Source organism: Myxococcus sp. AM009 (assembly GCF_013372605.1).
GTDB lineage: Bacteria > Myxococcota > Myxococcia > Myxococcales > Myxococcaceae > Myxococcus > Myxococcus vastator.
This window is the reverse complement of the sequence record NZ_JABXEP010000061.1, coordinates 1-22,562: the sequence shown is the minus strand read 5'-3', so window position 1 is coordinate 22,562 and position 22,562 is coordinate 1. Positions and strand designations below refer to the sequence as shown.

Here is a 22,562-nt window from a genome sequence, read left to right as displayed (position 1 = left end):
CGTGCAGGGCCCGCTGGCCGCGAAGTGCTTCTAGCGCTCGAGCGCTACTTCCCCAGCTTTGCCTGCAGGCTGGCCCTGTTGGGGTAGTCCGGCGCGTCGGTGGCGAGCTTCTCCCAGAGCGCCTTCGCGCCCTTGTCGTCGCCCTTGGCCTTGAGCGTGTCGCCCAGCTTCTCCACGGAGAGCGGGTCGCTCTGCACGGCCACGCCCCACACGCGCGCCGCCATGGGGCGCTCCAGGCCCACCAGGGCCCACGCCATGCCCGCCTTCGCGCGCCCATTCTCCGGCTGGAAGGGCACCACGCGGGTGTAGTTGGCGAGCGCCTCCTGGTAGCGGCCCTTCGCCAGGTGCTCCTCGCCCTCGTCCACCAGCTTCGCCAGGCCCTGCTCCAGCTCCGGCGTGCGCTCGGTGTTCTTCACCGCGTCCACCATCTCCTGCGACAGCGGCCGGGGCGCATCCGGCGCGGCGGCCGCGGGCGCCTGTGACAGGCGGATGCGGCGGTCCTCCGCGCGCGAGGCGAGCAGTTGCTTGCGGCCCCCCGCCTTCACCGTCTCCTCCACCAGCGCCACCATCCGCTTCGCCATGGGCGCGCGGAACGAGTCAGGGTACGTGGTGGCGACCGCCTCGAAGCCTTCACCCGCCTGCTTCAGCGCCGCCACGTCGTCGCCCTTCGCCTCGAAGAGCAGCGCCGCGCGCGCGTAGAGGGCGTCCTCGTGCCGGGGCTCCACCTCCAGCACGGCCTCATAGGCCACCAGCGCCTTGCCGCTGTCGTTGGACAGGTAGAGCGCGTTGGCCTGCATTACCGCCACGTCCAGCACCGGCGCCAGCGCCGCGCGCGCGCAGGCCGCCGCGCCCGCGGTGTCACCCTTCTTGGCGCGCGCCTGCGCGGCCGCGCCCATGTCCTCCACCGGCATGTTCGGGGTGAAGTCGCAGCCCGCCGCCTCCGCGGTGGGCACCGCGGCCTTGCCCAGCTTCTTGCGCTGCGCCAGGAACAGCTCCCGCGTGGGCTGCGCGCGCGCCAGGGCCTGCTGGAGGTACGTGCTGGCCTCCGCGTTGCGGCCGTTCACGTAGTACAGGCGGCCCAGCGACGCGGCGATTTCGAAGGTCTTCTCCCGGTCCGCCAGCCCCTCCGTGGAGTCGAGCTGGCGCAGCAGCTCCTCCGCGGACGGCGGCGCCCGGCCCGTGCCCGACATGGGCGGGTGGCCCGGGGGCAGCTGCTCCGGGTTGATGCTGGGGGCCACGCCCTCCGTCGGCGGGTGGCCCTCCGGCATGCCGGAGGTGGCGGGCGAGGCCGTGGTCCCCGGGGGGATGGCCGGATGATTGGGAGGCAGCGTCGAAGGCTCGGCGGTCAACAGCGCCGCGGTGGCCAGGGCAAGGGACAGATTCATGTGTCGTTGCTCGAGTAGCTCGCTTCGGGCCACCAGGTGGCCTCGCTCCTGCGGACATCCTGCGGGGCGAGTTTCCCGAGGAGCTCCTTCACCGGCATCCCCAGTACCGGATGACGCAGGTGGGGCGCCAGTTCCACGAGCGGCTCCAGGGCGAAGCGGCGCTTGTGCAGCTCCAGGTGGGGCACCTGGAGCGTGGGGTCGGCCACCACCTGTCCCTCCCAGAAGAGGATGTCCAGGTCGATGGTGCGCGGGCCCCAGCGCACGTCCCGGCGGCGGCCCAGGTCCTTCTCAATCTGCTGAAGGATGCAGAGCAGCCGCTGCGGCGGCAGGCCACACTCCAGGGCCACCACCGCGTTGAGGAAGCGCGGCTGCGGCGGCCCCACGGGGGCGCTGTCGAAGAGCGAGGAGCAGTGGAGCACCGCCACCGCGTCGATGCAGGACAGCGCGGCCAGGGCGGCGACGAGGTGATTCTCGCGCTCTCCCTCATTGGAACCCAACCCGACGTAGACGGTGTCGCTCACGGCTCCAGCTCAACAGGGTTCACCAGGGTCCCGATTCCCTCCAGCTCCACCTCCACCGTGTCCCCGGCCGACAGCTTCCCCACGCCCGACGGCGTCCCGGTGCTGATGATGTCCCCGGGCAGCAGCGTCATGATGTGGGAGATGAACGACACCAGGCGCGCGGGGCTGAAAATCATGTCGGACGTGCGGCTGTCCTGGCGCACCTGCCCGTTCACCCGGCACACAATCTGGAGGTCGTCGGGGGACAGGCCCGTCACCGCCCACGGCCCCGCGCACGCGAAGGTGTCGTAGCCCTTGGCGCGGGTGTGCTGAACCTCGCGGCGCTGGACGTCGCGCGCCGTCACGTCGTTGAAGCAGGTGAGGCCCCAGATGGCGCGCGCGGCGGTGGACGCGTCGGCGTTCTTCAGCTTCTCACCGATGACGAGCGCCAGCTCCGCCTCGTAGTGGACCTCCTGGCTCGCCTTGGGGATGCGGATGGGCGAGCCCGTGCCGTTGAGCGCCGTGGAGGGCTTGGTGAAGATGAGCGGCTCGGGTGGCACCGGCTTGCCCATCTCCTCCGCGTGCTTGCGGTAGTTCTGGCCGATGCAGACCACCTTGGACGCGTCCGAGGGCACCAGCAGCGTCAGCGAGGACAGCGAGCGGTGGATGCCCGTCTCCTTCGCGCCGGCCCAGGGCGCGGCGGTGAGGACCACCACCTCGGAGCCCTCCACCCGGCCGTGGTGCGCACGGCCTTCGTGCAGGAAGCGGCAGTAGCGCGCGGTCGTCATGAAGTCCTCTGGAAGCCGAGCACGTCGGCCATGTCATGGAGACCCGGCGCGCGCCCCGCCACCCAGCGCGCGGCCCTCAGCGCGCCCGCGGCGAACTGGTCTCGGTTGGTGGCACGGTGCGTGAGCTCGATGCGCTCACCCTCGCCAAGGAAGTACACGGTGTGCTCGCCCACCACGTCGCCGCCGCGGAGCGTCTGCACCCCAATCTCGCGCGCCGGCCGCGCGCCCAGCTGCCCATGCCGCGCGAAGGTGAGGTCCTCCTGGGTGCGCCCCAGGGCCTCCGCCAGCACGTCCGCCAGTCGCAGCGCGGTGCCGCTGGGCGCGTCCTTCTTCATGCGGTGGTGCGCCTCCAGCACCTCCACGTCGAAGCCCGACCCCAGCACCCGCGCCAGCTCCGCGGCCATGCGGATGACCAGGTTGACGCCCACCGACATGTTCGGCGCGGCGACGATGGGCACCTTCTTCGCGCTCTGGGCCAGCGCCGCGGACGCCTCCGGCGTGAAGCCGGTGGAGCCCACCACCAGGGCCACGCCGCGCGCGGCGCACACCTGCGCGTGCGCCACGCTCAGCTCCGCGCTGGTGAAGTCAATGACGACGTCCGCCCGCGCGGCGTCCAGCGCCCGCTCCAGGCTGTCCACCACCGTCACGTCCACCGGGCCCAGCCGCGTGGCCACCCCGGCGTCCTGGCCCACCGACGCGCTGCCCGGCCGCGCCGTGCCTCCCACCACCCGCAGGTCTCCCGAGTCGCGCGCCAGGCGGAGCAACGTGCTGCCCATGCGGCCGGTGATGCCGGTGATGACGGTGCGAATCATGTCTGCCGCGCTCCAGGTAACGGCGGGGTGCGAGAAAGCTCAGCCCGTGAGCAGGCCCAGGTGGCGCAAGGTGTCGCGAAGCTTCGCGGCGTTGGGCTCGGTCATCTGCACCAGGGGCAACCGCACTTCGGGCCCGAACAATCCCATCACGTGCAATCCCCACTTCACGGGCGCGGGGCTGGACTCGATGAAGAGCAGGCGGTGCAGCTCATTCATCCGCACCTGGAGGTCGCGCGCCACCGCGATATTCCCCGCGCGCGCCGCCGCCACCAGGTCCGCCATCATCCGCGGCGCCACGTTGGAGGACACGGAGATGACGCCCTTGCCACCGCACGCGATGAAGGGCAGCACGGTGAAGTCGTCACCGGACAGCAGCGTCATCCGGTCGCCGCACTTCTCCAGGATGTCGATGGCCCGCGGCATGCTGCCGGTGGCTTCCTTGAGCGCCACCACCTCGGGGATGTCACACAGCCGCAGCACGGTGTCGGGCAGCAGGTCCACGCCCGTCCGGCCCGGCACGTTGTAGGCGATGATGGGGAAGCCCGGGTGCGCCTTGGCCACCGCGCGGTAGTGCTCCAGCAAGCCCGCCTGCGTGGGCTTGTTGTAGTAGGGCGTGACGATGAGCGTGCCGTCCGCGCCCGCGTCGCGCACGCGGCGCACACCTTCAATGGTCTCCGCGGTGCTGTTGGAGCCGGCGCCGCCCACCACCGTCACGCGGCCCTTCGCCTCCTCCACCACCACCTTCACCGCGCGAGCCCGCTCGTCGGCCGTCATCGTCACGGCCTCGCCCGTGGTGCCCATGGGGACCAGCACGCAGGTGCCCCCTTCAATCTGCTGGCGGACCAGCGCCCGGTAGGCGGGCTCATCGAGCGCTCCGTCGCGGAACGGAGTGGCCAGCGCCGTCATGGAGCCTTCGAAGGTCTTCATGCCGGCGCTTATACGTTCAGGCCCGCTCGCCGCGCCAGAGATCCTCGACGCGCTCGCGCTCCCGGACCACGCGCCACGCCTCACCGTCCACCAGCACCTCGGCCGGGCGTGGCCGGGAATTATAGGTGGACGACATACTCATGCCGTATGCGCCCGCGCTCATGAAGGCGAACAACTCGCCTGCCCGCGGGAGCACCAGGGGCCGCGCCTTCGCCAGCACGTCGGTGGATTCACACACCGGCCCCACCACGTCTACCTCCACCGCCTTGCCCCGCCGCTTCACCAGGGGCTGAACGCCGTGGTGCGCCTCGTAGAGCGCGGGGCGCAGCAAGTCGTTCATCCCCGCGTCCACCACCACGAAGTGCCGCGCTGGCGTCTTCTTCCGGTACAGCACGCGCGTGAGCAGCACGCCCGCGTTGCCCACCAGCGCCCGGCCCGGCTCCAGGATGAGCGTGGCCCCGGTGGCTCCCGCCGCGGCAATCACGGTGCGGGCGTACGCGTCCGGAGACGGCGGCGTCTCATCCGAATAGGTGATGCCCAGCCCGCCGCCCACGTCCAGGTACGCCAGCGGGTGGCCCTGCGCCTTGAGCGCGGAGTACAGGCCCGCCACCTTGGACAAGGCCGCGCGCATGGGCGCCGTCTGGGTGAGCTGCGAGCCGATGTGACAATCCAGCCCAGCGGCCAAGAGGCCCTTCATCTTCTTCGCGCGCGCGTAGAGGGCCACCGCCTCCTCGAACGGCACGCCGAACTTCGACGTCTTCAACCCGGTGGAGATGTAACGGTGCGTGCGCGCATCCACGTCCGGATTCACGCGCAGGGCGAAGGGCGCGCGGCGGCCCAGGCGGCGGCCCACGGCGTCCAGCGCCTCCAGCTCCTCGGCGCTCTCCACGTTGAAGAGGAGGATGCCCGCGGCCAGCGCCGCCTCCATCTCCTCCTGCGTCTTGCCCACGCCAGCGAACACCGTCTTCGCGGCATCCCCGCCCGCGTGCCGCACCCGGGCCAGCTCGCCGCCAGAGACGATGTCGAACCCGCCGCCGCGCTCGGCGATGAGCCGGAGGATGGCCAGGTTCGAGTTGGCCTTCACCGAATAGCAGATGAGGTGCGGCCGGTCTCCGAAGGCCTCCGTCACCACCCGGACTTGCCGGCTGAGCGTGGCGGTGGAGTACACGTAGGTGGGCGTGCCCACAGAGTCGGCGATGGCCGCCAGCGGCACCTCCTCCGCGTGGAGCACGCCCTTGCGATAGGTGAAGTGATTCACGGGGCTCCCGCGTCCTCGGACGCCGGCGGTGACAGCGGCGTCTCCACCCCGGTCTCCGGCGTGGGAGACAGGGTGGGCCCTGATGGCGCCAGGGGCCCTCGCTCCGACTCGGGGGGCGGCGGCTGCGTCTGCGTCGCGGGCGCTGGCGGCGGCCCGGGTGGCCGAGGCGGCCCCTTGATGCCACACGCCGCCAGCGTCAATGACACGCTGGCGGCCACGCACAGCGCCGCGAGGACCTGACGCATGGCTAGAACTGCATCCCCAGCCACGCGCGGATGGTCTGCGGCGTGTCCAGGTCGTTGCGCAGCGTCTCGTTGAACTCCTGCAGGCCGCTCATCGGGAACAGGATGCCGTAGGCGAGGCCAGCGATGAACCCGTCCTCCGTCTTGTAGTCCGCGCCCACGTTGACCTCCAGGCCCAGCGCCTTGCTCGTGGTGGACGGCGTGGACTGCGCGTACATGGCCTGCGAGTAGATGACGCGGCCGTAGAGGTCGAAGCCCTCGGTGATGGTGTACTTCGCCGACGGGCGGACATAGAACGCGTCCGTCACCCCGACCAGCAGCTCGCGCCACAGGATGAGGTCGATGCGGTAGTCGCGGTTGAAGCGGAAGTTGCGGATGGCGTTGTCCGTGCAGCCGCCCGTGCCGCAGGCGTACTGCGGGCCCTCGAAGTCCCCCTCCGCCGTCTGGCCGTTGGTGCCCGAGCCCGGGCGGCCCGGCTGGTTGCCGAAGCCATACGCCTTGTCGCCGGAGGCGAAGCCCAGCTCCATGTTCAACGACAGCTTCTGGTTCAAGAGCCGCAGCTCGCCCTGCGCCACGCCGCCGAACTGGGCCACGGTGAGGCTCTGGTTGAGCGTGGGGTCGTTGATGCCGCCCACGTCCAGCGCGCGGTTGCCGATGCGGCCCAGTTGGGCGGCGGCCTCGAACTCCAGCCGCCAGTTCTTCTCCTCGTACTTCAGCCACAGGTCCGGCACGAACAGCGACGCGTCGCGCGGGATGAAGCCGGTGTTCTGGCCGTTCGTCGTGGAGCCGTCGTACTCCCACTTCTGGGTGCGGTAGGTGAAGTGCAGGCCGTACTGGAGCACGCCCTGGTTGTTGTCCAGCTTGGAGCGGATGACCTGGTCGGTGTCCCGGCGCGCGATGGCAATCACCCAGCTGTGCGCGTCATCGGACTGGGTCAGGTCGATGGGCTCACCCACGGTTCCGCGCGTGTCGGTGACGCCCTCCGAGTTGAAGTCCAGCATCGGCGTGACGTACCAGCCCTCGAAGGGGTTGGTGACGAACTGGACGCGGTCCACGGTGTCGCCGAAGTCGCAGTCGAAGCAGGTGCCGTCGTTGCGCAGCATGCCCAGGCCCCACTGGCTGCCCATGCGGCCGAAGCGCAGGATGCCCACCGGCGTCTTCACCTCGCCGTAGGCGCGGCGCAGCTTGATGGAGTCCTGGAGCGCGTCCGCCAACGGGTCCTGGCTCTCCGAGAAGATGCTGAAGAGGTTGCGCGTGTTGCCGGGCAGCAGCGTGTCCGGCATGGCGCCCATGATGAAGTTGTCCAGGCCGAGGACCTCCATCTTCAACGCCACCTGCTCGGAGATGTTGAAGGTGGGCTCCAGGCGCACGCGCATGGTGGCGAAGGACTGGGTGTTCTCCTGCGCGCTGCGAGGCGAGCGCGGGAAGAGCTCCCGGCCCGGCACCTTGCCCAGGTCGAACTTGTAGAAGAGCGTGGGGCGGACGCGGAAGTAGCCGTCGAGCGTGAAGACCTCGAGCTTGCGCTTCTCCTCCGGGAACTCCTCGGCCCACTCGTCCGTGGCGCCAATGGACTGCTTGGCGGCCTCGGCGCGAATCTCCTCGCGCAGCTCCTCCTTCAGCGCTTCCAGGTCGTCACGGCTGACGCCCTCGCGAGTGGAGGGCACAGGCGCGGGCTCCGCGAGAACAGGCTCCGCGGGTGCGGCGGGAGCAGCGGGTGCGGCTTCCGCGGGCGCGGGCGGGCTACCCTCGGGCACCGGCGTCTGAGCGGTGGCCGTGGACGAAGCGACGAGTAGCGCCGCCAGCAGGGCGTGAGACATGGGCAACGATCTCCAGGGCCACCTGGGGCGGCCGGGTCTGAAAGGCGGGCGATTCAAGCGACGGGACCAAGGGGTGTCAACGCTTACCAGGGCGGGCCTTCACGCCGTCAACGGCCGGCGCCCCCGCCTCACGACGGCGTCCATCCCCAGGCTGGCACCGGGGGCAGAAGTGGGTGGTACGGCCTCCCTGGGTGAAGGACTCGACCCGGGTGTCACACTGAGAGCATGGGCCCCCCGCGCGTCCGTATACCAGGAACGGATTCTCCGAACGCCCTTCCTCCAGGTACACCGGCTCCTCTCCCTCCTGCTCCTTGAGGCCGAAGTCGATGGAGGCGCGGATGGCCTGGACCAGGCGTTTCCACTCGTCCGGCGTCAGGGAGCCGGGCTGGCGCGCTGGGTGAAGTCCCGCGCGGAAGAGCGCCTCGGCGGCGTGGATGTTGCCCAGGCCAGCGATGCGCTCCTGGTCCATCAGCGCCACCTTCAGCTCCCTCCGGGAGGAGCCCACGGCCTGCTGGAGCTGCCCCGCGGTGAGGCCATCCGCCAGCGGATCCCTCCCCAGGATCCGCACCGCGTCCAGCTCCCGCAGGCGCGCGGCGGGCGCAGGCTCCAGGCGGCCGAACATCCGTGGATCGGAGAAGTGGATGACCTGGCCGTCGTCCAGGTGGAACCGGGCGCGGCTGTAGGGCTCCACTCGCGCCTCGGCGCGGCGGACGAACTTGCCCGTCATCCCCAGGTGCCCCATCAGCCCCCTGCCGCCTTCGAAGGCGAAGAGCAGGTACTTGCCCCGACGGACCAGCGACTCCAACCGGCCGGCCAGCGCGTCGAACTGCTGGCGCTCGGCGCCTCGGAAGATGCGGGTGTTCTCCGACTCGGCGCGCACGAGGCGCCGGTCGCTGAACCAGCGCACCAGGTTGCGCCGCGCGATTTCGACTTCGGGGAGCTCAGGCATCCTGCCGGGGCACATACACCGGCGAGCGGCCTCACGCACCGCCTACCTGCCGGGCAGCGAACACTGGCGCGGTGGCGGCGCGAAGGCCGGATGCCCGCAGGCTTGCACCACGCGGCCCTTGAAGGCAGGTGCCGATGTGGGCCACCGTCCCGCCTCCCGCGGAGCGACGCGGCGTAGACCTCTGGAAAGAAAGGCAGCACTCGGCATGCAGCGCATCCTCGTGGCGGTACTGGGAGTCACCCTGGCATTGGGCCTGTCGACGGGCTGCGCCAAGCAGCGCATCACCGCCGAGAAGGCCGTGGCCCGCACCCTCATCTCCGACGAGCAGGAAGAGCAGCTCGGCAAGCAGGTCAAGGCGGAGCTGGAGACGAAGGAGAAGATCAAATACGTGGAGGACGCGGCCGTCGTCGACTACGTGCGCGGCATCTCCGCCAGCATCCTGAACCAGGCCTCCAAGGACCGGCCCGGGGTGAAGTGGAAGATCCACGTCATCGACGACCCGAAGATGGTCAACGCCTTCGCCACGCCCGGTGGCTATCTGTACGTCTACACGGGCCTCATCCTGGCGGCGGACACCGAGGCGGAGCTGGCCGGCGTCATGGCGCACGAGGCGGGCCACGTCGTGGGCCGTCACTCCGCGCGCGCCATGGTCAACCAGATGGGCCTGCAGGCCATCACCCAGGCGGCGCTGGGGCAGAACCCGGGCACCGTGGCGCAGATCGCCGCGCAGCTGGTGAGCGGCGGCACGATGCTGGCCCACGGCCGCAGCGAGGAGATTGAAGCCGACGAGTACGGCGCTCGCTACGCCTCCGGCGCGGGCTATGACCCGCGGGGACTCATCACCTTCTTCGAGAAGCTCCAGAAGGAGCAGGGTGACACGCCCGCGCTGATGAAGTGGCTGAGCACGCACCCCACCAACCGGGACCGCATCACGAACATCCAGAAGATCATCTCGCAGAAGAACCTGCGGGGCAGCAACAACGCTCCGGGGGGGCTCCCCGCCATCAAGCAGTCCCTGGGCGGCAAGTAGTCCGGACGGCTCAGTGCATCGTGGAGGAGCGGGCGTCCTGCTCCTCCACGGTGGGCTCGGGCTCCTGGCCCCGGGCCACGCGGCGCCGCCACCGGAAGCGCGCCAGCTTCGAGCGCATGGCGCTGCTGGCGCTCTTGGCCGCGCCGGGCGTCTTCAGGGGCGGCTCCAGCGGCGCGGGCTCCCCGAAGCCGCGGGCGCCCTTCGACTTCCCCTCCACCGAGGCGTGCTCGAGGATGGCGTTGATTTCGCCTCCGACGATGAAGATGAGCCCGGAGAGGTAGAGCCACAGCAGCAGCACCATCACCCCACCGATGGAGCCATAGGTGACGTTGTACTTGCCGAAGTGCTCCACGTACTGCGTGAAGCCCCAGGTGCTCGTCAGCCACAGGCCCGTGCCCAGAACGGAGCCGGGGGTGATGTACTTGAAGCGCTGCTTCACGTCGGGCAGCAGGTAGTAGCAGCTCGCCAGCACCAGCATCACCAGTGACGCGGTGAAGGGCCAGCGCAGCCAGGACCACACGAGGTGGAAGGCGTCCACGAGTTGCAGCTTCCCCGCCAGCCACAGCCCCAGCCGCCCGCCGAGCAGGAACACGGCGAAGGACAGCGGGATGAGCAGCGAGCCCATCAGCGTCACCAGCATCGCAAGGCCCTGCGTCTTCCAGAGGGGCCGGGTCTCGGAGACGTCGTAGGCCAGGTTGAGCGCGGTGCGCAGCGCGTTCACGCCGCGCGAGGCGGACCAAAGCGTGATGACCAGACCGGCCGTCAGCAGCTTGGGCTGAGGCTGGTTGACCAGGGACTGCAGGTGCCCGGTGATGAGCCCCAGCGCGTCCCCCGGCACCAAGGGGCGGATGCGGTCCATCATCGCGTCCACCGCTCCCGGGGCGATGGGCAGGTACGCCACCAGCGTGACGAGGAAGAAGAGGAAGGGGAACAGCGAGAACAGCAGGTAGTACGACAACTGCGCCGCGATGTCGGTGACGCTGTCCTCCTGGAACTCCTTCACGAAGCGGCGGCTGAACTCGCGCCAGGACAGGTGCTTGAGTCTGGGCCGCCGCATGCTCGCCTCCTCGCTCCGAGTCGTACCGGGGCCCAGAAGGTGAAAACGGAAGCGCGCTTTGGCAGCGGGCGGTCAGGCGAGCGCACGGCGTGTGGCTCGGCCGAATGCTGGGTGAAGTGTCGTCAGGCGACGTTGGGCGGGAGGTATCTGCCCAGCAGTGGACGGAGGCGTCCGCGCACCTCGTCGGGGATGCGGGTGCGCTCGGTGCCGATGGCCAGGGCCAGCGCGGTGTCGCAGCGGCAGGTGGCGCGGGCCTCGCCGATGCGAGGCAGCGCGCGGCGGATGAGCGCGGCGCCGCTGGCGGTGACGGCCTTCCGGTTGTGGGAGATCTGCGCCAGCAGGTCGTCATGCGCCTGCCCCGGCGCGCGCTGCTGCCACGAGTCGTAGTCCGTGGGCAGGGCCACCAGGGCGTAGTGGAGCTCCGCCTCGCGGGCGAGCCGGGCCTCGGGCATGCCCGTCATGCCCACCAGGTCCCCTCCCCACGTGCGGTAGAGCATGCTCTCCGCGCGGGTGCTGAGGGACGGCCCTTCGATGCAGACGTAGGTGGCCTCGGGGTGCACGGTGGGCCCCAGCGGGTCCCTGGCGTGCTCGAGCACCTGGCGCAGGGTGCCGCAGAAGGGGCTGCCCAGGTCCACGTGGACGGCGACGTCGTCGTAGAAGGTGCAGGGGCGGCGGTAGGTGCGGTCGATGACCTGGTCTGGCAGGGCGAGCTGGAGCGGCTGGATGTGCTCGCGCAGGCTGCCCACGGTGCCGGTGGCGAGGACGTGGGTGACGCCCAGGACCTTCAGCGCGTACATGTTGGCGCGGTAGGGCGCGCGGGTGGCGTTGTAGACGTGGCCGGCGCCGTGGCGGGCGACGAAGGCGACAAAGACGCCGTTGAGCTCGGTGGTGACGATGGGGCCCGCGTGAGGACCGAAGGGTGTCTCCAAGATGTGGGAGTCGCCCTTGCCGGGGATGCCCAGCGCCTGGGCCAGCCCGGGGCTCCCGATGATGCCCACCCTGACAGCCATGTGCCTCCTCGTGGCGCGACCATCGCGCCAGGGGACCATAACGCGCCCCCCTGGCGCCGGAACCCCAGAAGACTGGTAGTTTTCGTAATCGCCATGCGAGCCCTCCTGATTCTTGGCCTGACCCTCGCCGCCGGCCCCGCCGCGGCCGCCGTCCCTTCTGGCTGCCAGGAGGACTACGCGACCTGCAAGGAGGACTGCTCCATCGAGTACGGCGGCAGCGGGCGCACCATCAAGCAGCTCACCCACTGTCTGGCCGAATGTCAGGAGAACGTGGGCCTGTGTGCGGACCGGCACTCGTCGCTGAAGGGCATGCCCGCTGGAGTGGTGGCGGATCCGCCGAAGCGGCGGAGGGGGAAGAAGCTGACTCGCGAGGAGGACCCGTTTGGTGACGGGGATGCGCAGCCCACACGCAAGCGCAGGAGCCGCGAGGACGATCCGTTCGGGGATGAGCAGTCCTCGGGCCGGCGGGACGGTTACCGCGCGTCGGAGTCCTCCGTGGCGGCGGAGCCTTCGCGCCGCGCGCCGGAGCCTGTTCCTCCGCCGCCTCCGTCCTCCGGTGTCGCCGTGGAGGCCACGCGGACGGGCGTGTACCGGGCGACGGAGTCGGATCCACCTCCGTCCCCGACGCCCGCCTCGGCCCCCGCGGACCCGACGTCACTGGGCGACCTGGACTCGCCGGATGACGAGCCCACGGTGATGGCGCCGCCAGAGCCTGCGCCGGCCGCGCCCGAGCCGGTGAAACCCACCCCGCCCGCCGTCTCCGCGAGTCCGGCGAAGAAGGATCCACTGCTCGATGAAGACGTGTCCGACGCCCGACCTCCGGCCGTGAAGAAGCCCGCGCCTAGCAAGTCCAGCCGACCGGCGCTGCCCCCTGAGCCCGAGTACGACATCTCCGACTGGGACCCGAACGGGGATTGAGGCGCGCTACGACGCTCCGAGTCCACGCTCGACGTCGAGGATGGCCCGCCAGAGCGCGAACGGGGAGATCCCCGCGTAGCCGCTCTCCTGGCCGTCGTTGCACTCAATGACAATCCACCGGCCCGATACCTCCTGGGCCACGTCCACCACGAGGAAGGGCACGTCCAGCCGACGCGCCACCTCACGCCCGAGCCCGAGCGCCTCGTGCTGCTCTGCCGGCGTCAGGGTGTACGGCGTGCCCTGCCACCAGTAGGGCCCCCACCCCACCAACTGGCCCTTCCACCAGAAGGTGCGGAACTCGAAGGAGCTGGGGATGCGGTCCGGCGCGCCCTCTTCGACTCGGCGCAAGGGCCTCAACTCCCGGCACACCACTCGCTGCCAGTGCAGGATGGGGTCCTCTGCGTAGGCCTGCATCGCCTGGCGGAACTGCTCGGGCCCTTCAATGATGGAGAGTGACTTGCGGTGCCGGCTGGTCTGCCGCTCACCCTTCACGAACACGGGCCATCCCAGCAGGTGCTCCACGGTCTCCGCGTCCGGCCGCTCATCGAACCAGACGCTGCGCGGCGTCAGGTCCGTGAGCTTCGGGTACCAATGAGGCAGCTCCGTGGCGAGCAGATGCTGCTCGGGCGTGTGCACCAGGTGGATGCCCGCGTCCGCCAGCTCGCGGAAGCGCTCGGCGTAGTCGTTCCAGACGCCGACCCGGGCCACCACGTCCATGGGCTCAGGCAGTACATACGGACGGCGGCACGCGAAGAAGCGGTCGAAGGCGAAGTCGTAGATGCCTTGCCCGGTCTGCGCGGTCAAAAGCCACAGCCGCTCTTCCACCTGGAGCAGGTCTTCACCCGGACGAAGCATGGGCACATTCTACTGCGCCTTGCGGAACGTCAGGTTGATGCGATGCCCACCCACCCGCGGATGGCGGCCCGGCTTGAGCGGCATGACGCCGTGGTAGCGCAGGCGGGCTGGCCCGCCCCATACGACCACGTCGCCGTGGCTCAGGCGCACCCGCGCCGACGAGTCCGCTCGCTCCGCTCCACCGAAGAGGAAGACCGCCGGGAGCCCCAGTGAGACGGAGACGATGGGCGCGGTGAAATCACGCTCGTCCTTGTCCTGGTGCAGCGACATCTTCGCGCCGGGCTCGTAACGATTCACCAGGCACGCATCGGGCGTGAACCCATCAAAACCGGCCTTCGCGGCGGCCATCCGCGCGAGTCGCAGGAAGACCGCCGGCATCTCCGGCCAGGGCCGCCCCTGCACCGGGTCCACGTCGGCATAGCGATACCCTGTCCGGTCCGTCACCCAGCCCCACGCACCGCAGTTCGTCATCGCCACCGACATGCGGAACCCGCCCGGCGTCTCCATGTGGCGGAACGGCGAAGCGAGCGCGACCTCGTGGACCGCGCTCAGCAGCTCCGCGTCCTGGGTCAGCGCGAAGCCCCGAAGCACCCTGGCACCAGCGCCCAGCGACTCCTCGCGAGGACCGGTGGCCCCCAGGCCGTCGAACAGGTCCATCGTCATGCGCGCACCTCAAGCCGCATCATGGAAGATGACGCCCACCGTATGGCGCTGCCCCGAGCGGATGCGGCTGACGCAGTGCCGGAGGTTGACGCGGTACACGCCTCGCGTGCCCTGCACCGGGCGATGATGGACGGCGAACACCACGGCGTCTCCCTGGCGCAGCGGGACGACCTCCGCGCGTGACTGCATGCGCGGACGCTGCTCGGTGAGGACGAACTCGCCTCCCGTGAAGTCCCGTCCGGGCTCCGACAGCAGAATCGCCACCTGGAGCGGAAAGACGTGCTCCCCATAGAGGTCCTGGTGCAGGCAGTTGTAGTCGTCCGCCGCGTACCGCAACAGCAGCGGCGTGGGCCGCAACTGCCCCGCCGCGTGGCAGCGTTCAAGGTATGCCGCATGGGACTCCGGATATCGCACCTCGATGCCCATGGCCGTGTTCCAGCGGTTCGCAATCGGCGCGAGCCGGGGGTACAGCGCCTCGCGCAGCCCGGCGACCACGTTCGGCAGCGGGTACTGGAAGTACTTGTACTCCCCTCTTCCGAAGCCGTGCCGCGCCATCACCACGCGGCTGCGGAACACGGCGTCTTCCGGGTACAGCGCCGCCAGGGCGTCACACTCCGCCGGCGTGACGAGCCGCTCCAACGTCGCGCAGCCTCGCGCGTCCAGTTCCTCCGAAATCCGTGCCCAATCGACGTCGGCCACCCGCTCCGGGACATGCATGACTGGAAACTAAAGGGCGGATACGGGCCTGGCACTCCGAGTCTTGCGGCTATCCGACGCTCGATGAGGCGGGAGGCTGCGCTGGCGCGGCCGGCGCCACAGCGGGCGGCCGGACATGCGCCGCCTGCGTAAGCCGCACCCCCAGGAGCACGAGCACACCGCCCACCGCGACCTCCCAGTGCAGCGCCTCATCCAGGATGGCCCACGCGGCCAGCGCGGTCGCCGCGGGCTGGAGGTTGGAGAACACGGCCACCTTCGACGCGGGCACCCTCGACAGCGCGAAGTACCAGAGCAGATACGCCACCACCGACGTCAGCAGGCCCAGGTAGACGATGGAGTACCGGGCCGCGGGGCTCGCCGCGAGCACCGCGTCCGGCTTCGCGAAGAACGGCGCCATCAGCAGCATCATCAACGTGGAGGCCACCATGCTCCACGCCGTCGCGCGAATCGGTCCGTGGATGGCGACGAACGGCTTGCCCTCCGTCGTGTACACCACCCACGACATCACCGCGCCCAGGATGAGCAGGTCGCCCGTCAACGAGCCACTCGCATCCGCCAGCCCGCGCCCCAGCAGCAACACCACCACGCCCGCGAACGCCGTGACGATGCCACCCATCGCCCGGAGCGAGGCCCGCTCATGCCCTCGTCCCAGGCTGAGCAGGTACACGCCCAGCGGCGTCAGCGCATAGAGCAGCGCCGCGTGCGCCGCCGTCGACTGGGCCAGGCCATGGAAGAAGAACACCTGGTTCACCGGCCCCGCCAGCAGGCCCAACAGCAGCACCCGCCCCCACTCGGCGCGCGGCGGCAGCCTGGGCCCGGGCAGGAACCACAAGAGCAGCACGAACACCGAGCCGCTCAACACGAAGCGCCACAGCACCACCGTGAGCGGCGCCAGCTCCGACATCGCGCGTTTGCCCGCCAGGTATGTCCCCGCGCTGATGAGGACCTGGAGGATGAGCCCGGCGTAGACCGGGCCCAGGGGCTGCGGAGAGGTGGACGTCAGGGGTCGAGCTGAAGGAGCGCCCATTGCGCGGCGGTACGTACCAATTCGCTCGAATCGCCGCAGAGCTTTTCCAGCAACGGTTTCGCATCCGCCTGCTTCGCCACCCCCAACGCATACACGGCGTTGCGGCGCAGCCCGTCGTAGCGTGCGCGCGCCAGCGCGGTGCCAGGTATTAGGTGCTCATACTGTTCCAGTGTGAGTCCCGCGAGTTCGCGCACACCCAACTCCGCCACCGCGCGAGGCGCGAAGCGCGGGTGCTCGGCGAACACCGGTCGGCGGTTCAGCGGACACACCTGCTGGCAGATGTCGCAGCCGAAAATCAGGTTGTCGAACTTGAGCCGGAACGCCTCCGGCACCTGCTGCTCGCGATTCTCGATGGTCTGGTAGGACAGGCACGCGCGCGCGTCCACGCGGCCATTGCCCACCAGCGCGCCCGTGGGGCAGGACACGAGGCAGCGGCGGCACGCGCCACACCGGTCCGCCGCGGGGCCGTTGCCATAGTCGTCGACCTCGGCATCCACCACGAGCGTGGCCAGCAGCACCCACGAGCCATAGGGCTCGGTGATGAAGCAGCCGTTCTTCCCCACGTAGCCGAGCCCCGCGCGCGCCGCCCACACCTTCTCCATCAGCGGGCCACTGTCCACGCCGCCGTAGGTGCCCAGCCCCGGGTACATCACATTGAGCGCCTTGCGGAACGCCTTCATCCGGTCGCGCAGCGTGGAGTGGTAGTCACGTCCCCGGGCGTACCGCGCGATGGGCGAGCCCACCGTCTCCGCGTCGTCGCGCCAGTAGTTGTTCGCGAAGGAGATGACCGTCTTCGCGCCCGGCAGCAGGACCGAGACGTCCAGCCGCTCGGCGGCCCGCTCGCCCATCCAGTCCATGTCCGCCGCGTAGCCCGCCGCCACCCAAGACAGCAGGAAGTCGGGCGGGATGGGCTCGGCGCGCGCGAACCCCACCAGGTCGAAGCCCACCGAGCTGGCGAGGTCCCGCAGATGGGAGGTGGGCAGCATGCTCACAGGGGCGCGTCCGACGACTTGGAGGGCTTCGCCGGAATCCACTTCACGTCTTCCACGCTCGCACGGTGGTTGACCACGCGCGCCAGGACGAAGAGCAGGTCGGAGAGCCTGTTGAGATAGACGACCACCGCCCGCGGAATCTTCCCTTCGCGCAGCAGCGGCACCGTGCGGCGCTCGGCGCGGCGGCAGACGGTGCGCGCCAGGTGCAGCGCGCTCGCGGCCTGCGTGCCTCCGGGCAGGATGAAGTGGGTCATCGGCGGCAGCTCCGCCTCGAAGCCGTCGATGGCGCGCTCCATGTCCTCGGCCCACTCGGCCTTCAGCTCTGGGATGTGCGCCGAGGCCTTCGTGCCCTCGGGCGTGGCCAGCACCGCGCCCACCGTGAAGAGCTGGTCCTGGAGCCGGTGGAGCAGCGCGTCCACGTCCGTGGGCCCCTCGAAGCTCCGCACCAGGCCGAGGGTCGCGTTCAGCTCGTCCACTTCCCCATACGCGTCCACACGCACGTCGTCCTTCGCGACGCGTCCGCCACCGAACAGACCGGTCTCTCCGGCATCACCGCTCTTCGTGTAGATTTTCATGTCCCGGCTTCTAACGGTGCGTCGCGACTGGCGTCCATGAGAAGCCGCAGGCTTGCAACACACGTGTGGGGGGCTCTACGCATTTCACTCCGAGCGGCGCGCCTGCTTAGGGCTTTGAGTCGGCCACCGGCTCAGTTACATGGGCCCCATGCAGCCCTATCTGTCCCTGCTCGACCACGTCCTGCACCACGGGGTGAAGAAGGGCGACCGTACCGGCACGGGGACGCTCAGCGTCTTCGGGCCCCAGCTCCGGTTCGACCTCACGCAAGGCTTCCCGCTCCTCACCACGAAGAAGCTGCACACGAAGTCCATCCTCCATGAGCTGCTGTGGATGCTCGCGGGGGACACCAACGTGCGCACGCTCCAGGCCCAGGGCGTCACCATCTGGGACGAGTGGGCCAACGCCGACGGCAGCCTGGGCCCCGTGTACGGGCACCAGTGGCGCTCGTGGACGGCGCCCGGCGGCGGGCACATCGACCAGATGAAGGCGCTGGTGGAGGGGCTGAAGAAGAACCCCGACTCGCGCCGCCACATCATCAGCGCGTGGAACGTGGCGGACCTGCCGTCCATGAAGCTGCCGCCCTGCCACGTCCTCTTCCAGTTCTACGTGGCCAACGGACGGCTGTCCTGCCAGCTCTATCAGCGCAGCGCGGACCTCTTCCTGGGGCTGCCCTTCAACATCGCCTCGTACTCGCTGCTGACGATGATGGTGGCGCAGGTGACGGGCCTGCAGGCGCACGAGTTCATCCACACCGTGGGTGACGCGCACCTCTACCTGAACCACGTCGAGCAGGCGAAGGCGCAGCTGTCGCGCGAGCCGCGTCCCCTGCCTCGCATGCGCCTCAACCGCGAGGTGACGGACCTCTTCGCCTTCAAGTACGAGGACTTCACGCTCGAAGGCTACGAGCCGCACCCCGCCATCAAGGCGCCCGTGGCCGTATGAAGCTGTCCGCCATCGTCGCCATGGCGGCGAACCGTGTCATCGGCGCGGGCAACCAGCTCCCGTGGCGGCTGCCCGCGGACCTCGCGCGCTTCAAGCGCATCACCATGGGCCACACCTTGGTGATGGGGCGCAAGACGTACGAGTCCATCGGCCGTCCGCTGCCGGGCCGCACCTTCATCGTCGTCACCCGTCAGCGCGGCTTCGCGCCCCCAGGCGTCCAGGTGGCGCACTCCGTGGACGAAGCGCTCTCCCGGGCGGAAGCCAGCGGCGACCCGGAGGTCTTCATCGCCGGAGGCGCGGACCTCTACGCCCAGACGATGGACCGCGTGCGGCGCCTCTATCTCACGCGCATCGCCCAGGACTTCCCCGGTGACACCCGGTTCCCTGACGTGGACCTGTCGGGTTGGACCTGCGTCGAAGAGGAAGCACACCCCGACGCCGAGCCGCCCCACACCTTCCTCACCTACGAGCGCTGACGCGCGCCTACATTCCTTCCCTCAAACGTTAAGCGCACAATCCGGACTTCACCCGTCAGTCCCAAGGAGCTCCGGATGCGCAAGACGTGGATGCAAGGACTTGGATTGGTTGCGGCGGTGGTGATGATGGCCTGTGGCGGCCCCGTGGAAGAGGCCCCCGTGGAGGAAATGGGCAGCGCCGAGCAGGAGCTGCGCATGTGTGACCTGCAGGGCCGGTGTGCCGCCAACGAGGTCTGCGTGGGCGGCCCCGGCGGCACCTGTTACCCGTGCAACCGCTTCCCGCAGTACTGCGACATCGTCATCGAATAGCGCGCAGGTGCAGCACTTTGAGGCGCCCGGCCATCCATCCGGCCGGGGGCCTCCCGTCCCGTCGCGTGGCACCTCCCGACGCCATGCACACCTCCACGGGATGCAGACCACCCTTTTGTCTCGTCCCATCGAAGTGCCCTGGCGGACCGCGGCCCTCTCCAGCGCCGCCGTGCTCACGGCTTCCAACGTGGTCGCGCTCGTGGCCAGCCTCCGGCTCGCTCCCTTGCTGCGCCACCGGCTGAGGCCGCGGCCTCGTGCCCTCCCCGCCCTGGCCGTCGGGGCCACCGCGCTGGGTGCGCTCGCCATCGGCGCGCTCAGCATCGGCACCCTGGCCATCCGCGCCCTGACCATTGGCAAGCTGCGGGGTGACGACTGGCAGGTGGACTCACTCCGCGTGGGCTCGCTCCAGGTCGTGGAGACGATTGGACCCTCGGGCTACTCCGACGTGAGCGCGACCTGACTCCGGCTGATTTTGAAGTTGCTTCGCAAGATTGAAAGGCCACCACCCCACTGGTAGAGGGGGTGGCATGACTCGCGCCGCCTCGCTGCTGGTGTTCCTCCTGCTTGCCCTGCCTGTGGCGTCCCGCGCGGACAACGGCGCCTCCGAGGAACGTACGTGGCACCGGCTCATCGGCATCCTCCAGTACCTGGAAGCGGACTATCCGCTCGCCATCGAGTCGCAGTCCGCGTTCGAGATGGAGGAGCAGAAGAGCTTCGCGGCGGAGGCGGTGGACGCGGCGCGCGGCCTGGGCCCCGCCGCGGCGGCCTTCCTGCCGCGCGTGGAGGCCATCCAGGCCCGCGTGGACAAGGGCGAGGACCCCCAGGGCGTCAGCCGCGACTGCGGTGAGCTGGTGGAGAACCTCGTCACGGCAGGAGGGCTGGCCCGCAGTCCGCGCCGCCCGCCGGACCTGGCGCTGGGCCAGTCGCTGTTCGCCACCAACTGCGCCGCGTGCCACGGCGCCGACGGCAGCGCGAACGTGGCCATCGCCGCCAACATGGAGCCGGCGCCCGCCAACTTCCAGGACGCGGAGCTGATGGAAGGCCTCACGCCGTACAAGGCCTTCAACACCACCAGCTTCGGCGTGCCGGGCACCGCGATGCCGGCCTACCCCACCCTGTCCGAGGAGGAGCGCTGGTCGCTGGCCTTCTACGTCTTCACCATGCGCCTGCCCGAGTGCGAGGGCACGCCGCCGCGCATCTCCCTGGAGCGGCTGGCCAACGCCACCGACGCGGACCTGGTGAAGGAGTTCGGCCAGGAAAACCTGGCCTGTCTGCGCCGGAAGATGCTGGAGGCGGACGAGGAGCGCTCGCTGCTCGCCGCCCGGGAGAACGTGCAGCAGGCCATGCGCCTGGGCGCCGCGGGAGACTTCGCGGGCGCGAAGGGGGCGCTGCTGGACGGCTACCTCAACGGCGTGGAGCCGGTGGAGCCCAAGCTCAGCGCGCGCGACTCGGCGCTGACGCTGAAAATCGAGCAGGGCTTCCTCAAGGCCCGCATGGCGGCGGAGCGCGGCAGCCCGCACCTCCAGGACGAGGGCCGGGAGCTGCTGGCGCTGCTGGACCAGGCGCGGCGTGACTCAGGCACCACCGCGAGCCTGCTGTCCACGATGTGGCTGACGCTGCTCATCCTGCTGCGCGAGGGCTTCGAGGCGACCATCATCGTCGCGGCGCTGCTGGCCGCGCTGCGGAAGATGAAGGCCACCGAGCACGCCCGCGTGGTGCACTTCGGCTGGATTTCCGCGCTCATCGTCGGCGCGCTGTCCTACGTGCTCGGCCGCCACCTGCTGGCCGGTGCCCAGCGCGAGTGGCTGGAAGGCATCGCCGCGCTCGTGGCGGTGGCCATGCTGCTGTACGCGGCGCTGTGGCTCAACGCCCGCTCCAACATCAGCCAGTTCATGGGCGAGCTGCGCGAGAAGCTGCAGGGCGCGCTGGGCCGCGGCAGCATGCCAGGCCTGTTCCTCATCGCCTTCACCGCCGTGCTGCGCGAGAGCTTCGAGACGGCCATCTTCCTCCAGGGGCTCGCGCTGGACTCGCCGGAGGGCGTGGCCTGGGGCGCGCTCGCCGGCGCGGTGGCCCTGGTGGCCCTGGTCCTCTTCATCAACCGGCTGGGGTACCGCCTGCCGATGAAGACGCTCTTCAACGCGTCCACCGTCATCCTGGTCCTCACCTCGGTGATGCTGCTGGGCAAGGGCCTGCACTCGCTGCAGGAAGTCGGCGCGCTGCCGCTGGCGCCCGTGCCCTTCGTCACCGTGGACCTCCTGGGCATCTATCCGGACGCGCTCTCGCTCGTTCCCCAGCTCCTGCTGGGCGGCGTCCCGCTGGTGCTCGTCCTGCTGCGCCGCAAGGGCCGTGCCCAGCCTGTCTCCGAGGCCTCCGCGGGCTAGGCGACGCGCGCCCGTCGTTGCGGTAGCGTGCCCCAGGTGAAGGTTTCGCGAGCGCACTCCATCGGGTTGGCCATGCTGGTCCTCTCCTCGGGGCAGAGCGCCGCCTGGGCGCAGGAGCCCCCCGCGAGTGAGCCCGCCCGGGCGCCCGCCTCCGAGCTGACGCCGCCGCCCCTGGTTCCAGCCCCGGGCGACTGGGACGTGCCCACACGCAGCGACGTCGACGCGGAGGGAGCCTCTCGTCCAGGACAGGAGCCGGAGGGCACGACCTCCGTCAACGAACAGGCCCTTCCTGGCAAGGCCCGCGCCCGCCCCGAGGACCCCGTGCCACGGGTGGCGGTGGAGTTCGTGGCCGGCGCCGGTGGCGGCCTCATCGCGGGCACCGTGGGCATGCTCACCGGCTTCATCGTGGGTGCGTCCACGGTGGGCTGCGACGAGTGCGGCATCGTCGCGGGTGTCGGTGGCTTCACCGGCGTGGTGGTGGGAATCCCCGCCGGGACGTGGCTGGGCGGCAGGCTCATGGGCGGCCGGGGCACCCTCCTCGCCACCGCGGGTGGCAGCCTCGTGGGCTGGGGGGGGGCGCTGATTGGCTCCGCGCTGCTGGGCATCGGAGACAACGAACCCGGCGGCGCGGTGTTCCTGCTGCTGCTCCCCGTGGTGGGCGCCGTCGCGGGGTATGAGCTCTCATCGCCGGAAGAGGAGCGCCCCGCGCTCACCCGCAAGGCCCCGAGCACGTTCCAGGTGGTCCCCGTCGCGGGGATGGGTGAACGCGGGCCGCGCCTGGGCCTCGCCGGCAGCTTCTGAGGCAACGCCCCCGGGGCAGCCGCGCGCCGTCCGTTCAGCGCGAAACCCGCCACGGAGGCGATGGCATCCGTGCCCGAGCCGTGCTCTCACTCCGGGCATCAGCGCCATGCCCTCCCATCCGCCCCGCCCC

General features: G+C 70.3%; 25 protein-coding genes. 8 read left to right on the top strand and 17 right to left on the bottom strand.

All coding sequences use genetic code 11. From position 1 onward, the window contains the following. Nucleotides 1–44: 44 nt before the first annotated feature. The 9 genes from HV824_RS17025 to mutM all read right to left on the bottom strand — a co-directional run bounded on the left by HV824_RS17025 (nucleotide 45) and on the right by mutM (nucleotide 8,678). The gene (locus HV824_RS17025) at nucleotides 45–1,385 is read right to left on the bottom strand and encodes a hypothetical protein (protein WP_176423768.1); all 1,341 of its coding nucleotides are present in this window, start codon (nucleotides 1,383–1,385) and stop codon (nucleotides 45–47) included. Further along, nucleotides 1,382–1,906: a 2-amino-4-hydroxy-6-hydroxymethyldihydropteridine diphosphokinase gene (folK, locus tag HV824_RS17020; RefSeq protein WP_176423767.1), complete on the bottom strand. Its 525-nt coding sequence runs from the start codon at nucleotides 1,904–1,906 to the stop codon at nucleotides 1,382–1,384. The genes HV824_RS17025 and folK overlap by 4 nt, the downstream gene beginning before the upstream one ends. Next, nucleotides 1,903–2,673, bottom strand: coding sequence for a fumarylacetoacetate hydrolase family protein (locus HV824_RS17015; protein WP_176419968.1), 771 nt, complete (start codon nucleotides 2,671–2,673; stop codon nucleotides 1,903–1,905). Before HV824_RS17015 ends, folK begins: the two co-directional genes overlap by 4 nt. Next, entirely contained in the window at nucleotides 2,670–3,485 is an 816-nt protein-coding gene (gene dapB, locus HV824_RS17010; RefSeq protein ID WP_176423766.1) for a 4-hydroxy-tetrahydrodipicolinate reductase, read from the bottom strand. Before dapB ends, HV824_RS17015 begins: the two co-directional genes overlap by 4 nt. 39 nt (nucleotides 3,486–3,524) lie before the next feature. Next, on the bottom strand, nucleotides 3,525–4,412 hold the full coding sequence (dapA, locus tag HV824_RS17005; RefSeq protein ID WP_176419966.1) for a 4-hydroxy-tetrahydrodipicolinate synthase: 888 nt from the start codon (nucleotides 4,410–4,412) through the stop codon (nucleotides 3,525–3,527). Nucleotides 4,413–4,428: 16 nt separating this feature from the next. Further along, a complete protein-coding gene (lysA, locus tag HV824_RS17000; protein ID WP_176423765.1) occupies nucleotides 4,429–5,670 on the bottom strand; it encodes a diaminopimelate decarboxylase in 1,242 nt (413 codons plus the stop codon). Continuing rightward, nucleotides 5,667–5,915 carry a lipoprotein gene (locus tag HV824_RS16995; RefSeq protein WP_176423764.1) on the bottom strand — a complete coding sequence of 83 codons (249 nt, stop codon included), beginning with the start codon at nucleotides 5,913–5,915 and terminating at the stop codon, nucleotides 5,667–5,669. Before HV824_RS16995 ends, lysA begins: the two co-directional genes overlap by 4 nt. A gap of 2 nt (nucleotides 5,916–5,917) precedes the next feature. Further along, nucleotides 5,918–7,729: a TIGR04551 family protein gene (locus tag HV824_RS16990; RefSeq protein WP_176423763.1), complete on the bottom strand. Its 1,812-nt coding sequence runs from the start codon at nucleotides 7,727–7,729 to the stop codon at nucleotides 5,918–5,920. Between the two features lie 76 nt (nucleotides 7,730–7,805). Further along, on the bottom strand, nucleotides 7,806–8,678 hold the full coding sequence (gene mutM, locus HV824_RS16985; RefSeq protein ID WP_176419962.1) for a bifunctional DNA-formamidopyrimidine glycosylase/DNA-(apurinic or apyrimidinic site) lyase: 873 nt from the start codon (nucleotides 8,676–8,678) through the stop codon (nucleotides 7,806–7,808). Nucleotides 8,679–8,883: 205 nt separating this feature from the next. Between mutM and HV824_RS16980 the strand changes: the two genes are divergently transcribed. Further along, complete coding sequence (locus tag HV824_RS16980; RefSeq protein WP_176419961.1) at nucleotides 8,884–9,708, top strand: M48 family metallopeptidase; 825 nt, start codon at nucleotides 8,884–8,886, stop codon at nucleotides 9,706–9,708. Between the two features lie 10 nt (nucleotides 9,709–9,718). Here HV824_RS16980 and HV824_RS16975 read toward each other — a convergent pair whose 3' ends face one another. Both HV824_RS16975 and HV824_RS16970 read right to left on the bottom strand, forming a co-directional pair. Continuing rightward, nucleotides 9,719–10,765 (bottom strand): YihY/virulence factor BrkB family protein, encoded by a 1,047-nt coding sequence (locus HV824_RS16975; RefSeq protein ID WP_176419960.1) that lies wholly within the window; start codon nucleotides 10,763–10,765, stop codon nucleotides 9,719–9,721. Between the two features lie 122 nt (nucleotides 10,766–10,887). Then, nucleotides 10,888–11,775, bottom strand: coding sequence for an MTAP family purine nucleoside phosphorylase (locus tag HV824_RS16970; RefSeq protein WP_176423762.1), 888 nt, complete (start codon nucleotides 11,773–11,775; stop codon nucleotides 10,888–10,890). Between the two features lie 93 nt (nucleotides 11,776–11,868). Between HV824_RS16970 and HV824_RS16965 the strand changes: the two genes are divergently transcribed. Continuing rightward, nucleotides 11,869–12,693 carry a hypothetical protein gene (locus HV824_RS16965; RefSeq protein WP_176419958.1) on the top strand — a complete coding sequence of 275 codons (825 nt, stop codon included), beginning with the start codon at nucleotides 11,869–11,871 and terminating at the stop codon, nucleotides 12,691–12,693. A gap of 6 nt (nucleotides 12,694–12,699) precedes the next feature. Here the strand turns inward: HV824_RS16965 and HV824_RS16960 are convergent, their stop codons facing one another. The 6 genes from HV824_RS16960 to HV824_RS16935 all read right to left on the bottom strand — a co-directional run bounded on the left by HV824_RS16960 (nucleotide 12,700) and on the right by HV824_RS16935 (nucleotide 17,522). Continuing rightward, complete coding sequence (locus tag HV824_RS16960) at nucleotides 12,700–13,548, bottom strand: ATP-grasp domain-containing protein (protein ID WP_176423761.1); 849 nt, start codon at nucleotides 13,546–13,548, stop codon at nucleotides 12,700–12,702. A gap of 9 nt (nucleotides 13,549–13,557) precedes the next feature. Continuing rightward, complete coding sequence (gene alkB / locus HV824_RS16955; RefSeq protein WP_176423760.1) at nucleotides 13,558–14,211, bottom strand: DNA oxidative demethylase AlkB; 654 nt, start codon at nucleotides 14,209–14,211, stop codon at nucleotides 13,558–13,560. Nucleotides 14,212–14,220: 9 nt separating this feature from the next. Beyond that, nucleotides 14,221–14,910: a 2OG-Fe(II) oxygenase gene (locus HV824_RS16950; RefSeq protein WP_368738070.1), complete on the bottom strand. Its 690-nt coding sequence runs from the start codon at nucleotides 14,908–14,910 to the stop codon at nucleotides 14,221–14,223. A 67-nt stretch (nucleotides 14,911–14,977) separates the two neighbouring features. Further along, a complete protein-coding gene (locus tag HV824_RS16945; protein ID WP_176423758.1) occupies nucleotides 14,978–15,955 on the bottom strand; it encodes a DMT family transporter in 978 nt (325 codons plus the stop codon). Beyond that, nucleotides 15,928–16,947, bottom strand: coding sequence for a tRNA epoxyqueuosine(34) reductase QueG (gene queG / locus HV824_RS16940; RefSeq protein WP_176423757.1), 1,020 nt, complete (start codon nucleotides 16,945–16,947; stop codon nucleotides 15,928–15,930). The genes HV824_RS16945 and queG overlap by 28 nt, the downstream gene beginning before the upstream one ends. Continuing rightward, nucleotides 16,944–17,522 (bottom strand): cob(I)yrinic acid a,c-diamide adenosyltransferase, encoded by a 579-nt coding sequence (locus HV824_RS16935; RefSeq protein ID WP_176423756.1) that lies wholly within the window; start codon nucleotides 17,520–17,522, stop codon nucleotides 16,944–16,946. Before HV824_RS16935 ends, queG begins: the two co-directional genes overlap by 4 nt. Before the next feature lie 148 nt (nucleotides 17,523–17,670). On the opposite strand from HV824_RS16935, the gene HV824_RS16930 reads away from it, so the two are divergent. The 6 genes from HV824_RS16930 (at nucleotide 17,671) to HV824_RS16905 (ending at nucleotide 22,432) form a co-directional block, all read left to right on the top strand. Next, nucleotides 17,671–18,465, top strand: coding sequence for a thymidylate synthase (locus HV824_RS16930; protein ID WP_176423755.1), 795 nt, complete (start codon nucleotides 17,671–17,673; stop codon nucleotides 18,463–18,465). Continuing rightward, nucleotides 18,462–18,941: a dihydrofolate reductase gene (locus HV824_RS16925; protein ID WP_176423754.1), complete on the top strand. Its 480-nt coding sequence runs from the start codon at nucleotides 18,462–18,464 to the stop codon at nucleotides 18,939–18,941. Before HV824_RS16930 ends, HV824_RS16925 begins: the two co-directional genes overlap by 4 nt. A gap of 75 nt (nucleotides 18,942–19,016) precedes the next feature. After that, entirely contained in the window at nucleotides 19,017–19,250 is a 234-nt protein-coding gene (locus HV824_RS16920; protein WP_176419949.1) for a hypothetical protein, read from the top strand. A gap of 100 nt (nucleotides 19,251–19,350) precedes the next feature. After that, nucleotides 19,351–19,710 (top strand): hypothetical protein, encoded by a 360-nt coding sequence (locus tag HV824_RS16915; protein ID WP_176423753.1) that lies wholly within the window; start codon nucleotides 19,351–19,353, stop codon nucleotides 19,708–19,710. Nucleotides 19,711–19,777: 67 nt separating this feature from the next. Further along, complete coding sequence (locus tag HV824_RS16910) at nucleotides 19,778–21,631, top strand: FTR1 family protein (RefSeq protein ID WP_176423752.1); 1,854 nt, start codon at nucleotides 19,778–19,780, stop codon at nucleotides 21,629–21,631. Nucleotides 21,632–21,667: 36 nt separating this feature from the next. Then, nucleotides 21,668–22,432: a GlsB/YeaQ/YmgE family stress response membrane protein gene (locus HV824_RS16905; protein ID WP_368738069.1), complete on the top strand. Its 765-nt coding sequence runs from the start codon at nucleotides 21,668–21,670 to the stop codon at nucleotides 22,430–22,432. Nucleotides 22,433–22,562: the final 130 nt, after the last annotated feature.

Coding starts and splice junctions, on each gene's coding strand:
- HV824_RS16945 (WP_176423758.1), bottom strand. CDS start 15,955: ATGGGCGCTCCTTCAGCTCGACCCCTGACGTCCACCTCTCCGCAGCCC.
- HV824_RS16960 (WP_176423761.1), bottom strand. CDS start 13,548: ATGCTTCGTCCGGGTGAAGACCTGCTCCAGGTGGAAGAGCGGCTGTGG.
- HV824_RS17015 (WP_176419968.1), bottom strand. CDS start 2,673: ATGACGACCGCGCGCTACTGCCGCTTCCTGCACGAAGGCCGTGCGCAC.
- HV824_RS16925 (WP_176423754.1), top strand. CDS start 18,462: ATGAAGCTGTCCGCCATCGTCGCCATGGCGGCGAACCGTGTCATCGGC.
- HV824_RS16970 (WP_176423762.1), bottom strand. CDS start 11,775: ATGGCTGTCAGGGTGGGCATCATCGGGAGCCCCGGGCTGGCCCAGGCG.
- HV824_RS16990 (WP_176423763.1), bottom strand. CDS start 7,729: ATGTCTCACGCCCTGCTGGCGGCGCTACTCGTCGCTTCGTCCACGGCC.
- HV824_RS16930 (WP_176423755.1), top strand. CDS start 17,671: ATGCAGCCCTATCTGTCCCTGCTCGACCACGTCCTGCACCACGGGGTG.
- dapB (WP_176423766.1), bottom strand. CDS start 3,485: ATGATTCGCACCGTCATCACCGGCATCACCGGCCGCATGGGCAGCACG.
- HV824_RS17025 (WP_176423768.1), bottom strand. CDS start 1,385: ATGAATCTGTCCCTTGCCCTGGCCACCGCGGCGCTGTTGACCGCCGAG.
- HV824_RS16920 (WP_176419949.1), top strand. CDS start 19,017: ATGCGCAAGACGTGGATGCAAGGACTTGGATTGGTTGCGGCGGTGGTG.
- HV824_RS16910 (WP_176423752.1), top strand. CDS start 19,778: ATGACTCGCGCCGCCTCGCTGCTGGTGTTCCTCCTGCTTGCCCTGCCT.
- HV824_RS16965 (WP_176419958.1), top strand. CDS start 11,869: ATGCGAGCCCTCCTGATTCTTGGCCTGACCCTCGCCGCCGGCCCCGCC.
- HV824_RS16980 (WP_176419961.1), top strand. CDS start 8,884: ATGCAGCGCATCCTCGTGGCGGTACTGGGAGTCACCCTGGCATTGGGC.
- HV824_RS16915 (WP_176423753.1), top strand. CDS start 19,351: ATGCAGACCACCCTTTTGTCTCGTCCCATCGAAGTGCCCTGGCGGACC.
- HV824_RS16995 (WP_176423764.1), bottom strand. CDS start 5,915: ATGCGTCAGGTCCTCGCGGCGCTGTGCGTGGCCGCCAGCGTGTCATTG.
- dapA (WP_176419966.1), bottom strand. CDS start 4,412: ATGAAGACCTTCGAAGGCTCCATGACGGCGCTGGCCACTCCGTTCCGC.
- HV824_RS16935 (WP_176423756.1), bottom strand. CDS start 17,522: ATGAAAATCTACACGAAGAGCGGTGATGCCGGAGAGACCGGTCTGTTC.
- alkB (WP_176423760.1), bottom strand. CDS start 14,211: ATGACGATGGACCTGTTCGACGGCCTGGGGGCCACCGGTCCTCGCGAG.
- mutM (WP_176419962.1), bottom strand. CDS start 8,678: ATGCCTGAGCTCCCCGAAGTCGAAATCGCGCGGCGCAACCTGGTGCGC.
- HV824_RS16975 (WP_176419960.1), bottom strand. CDS start 10,765: ATGCGGCGGCCCAGACTCAAGCACCTGTCCTGGCGCGAGTTCAGCCGC.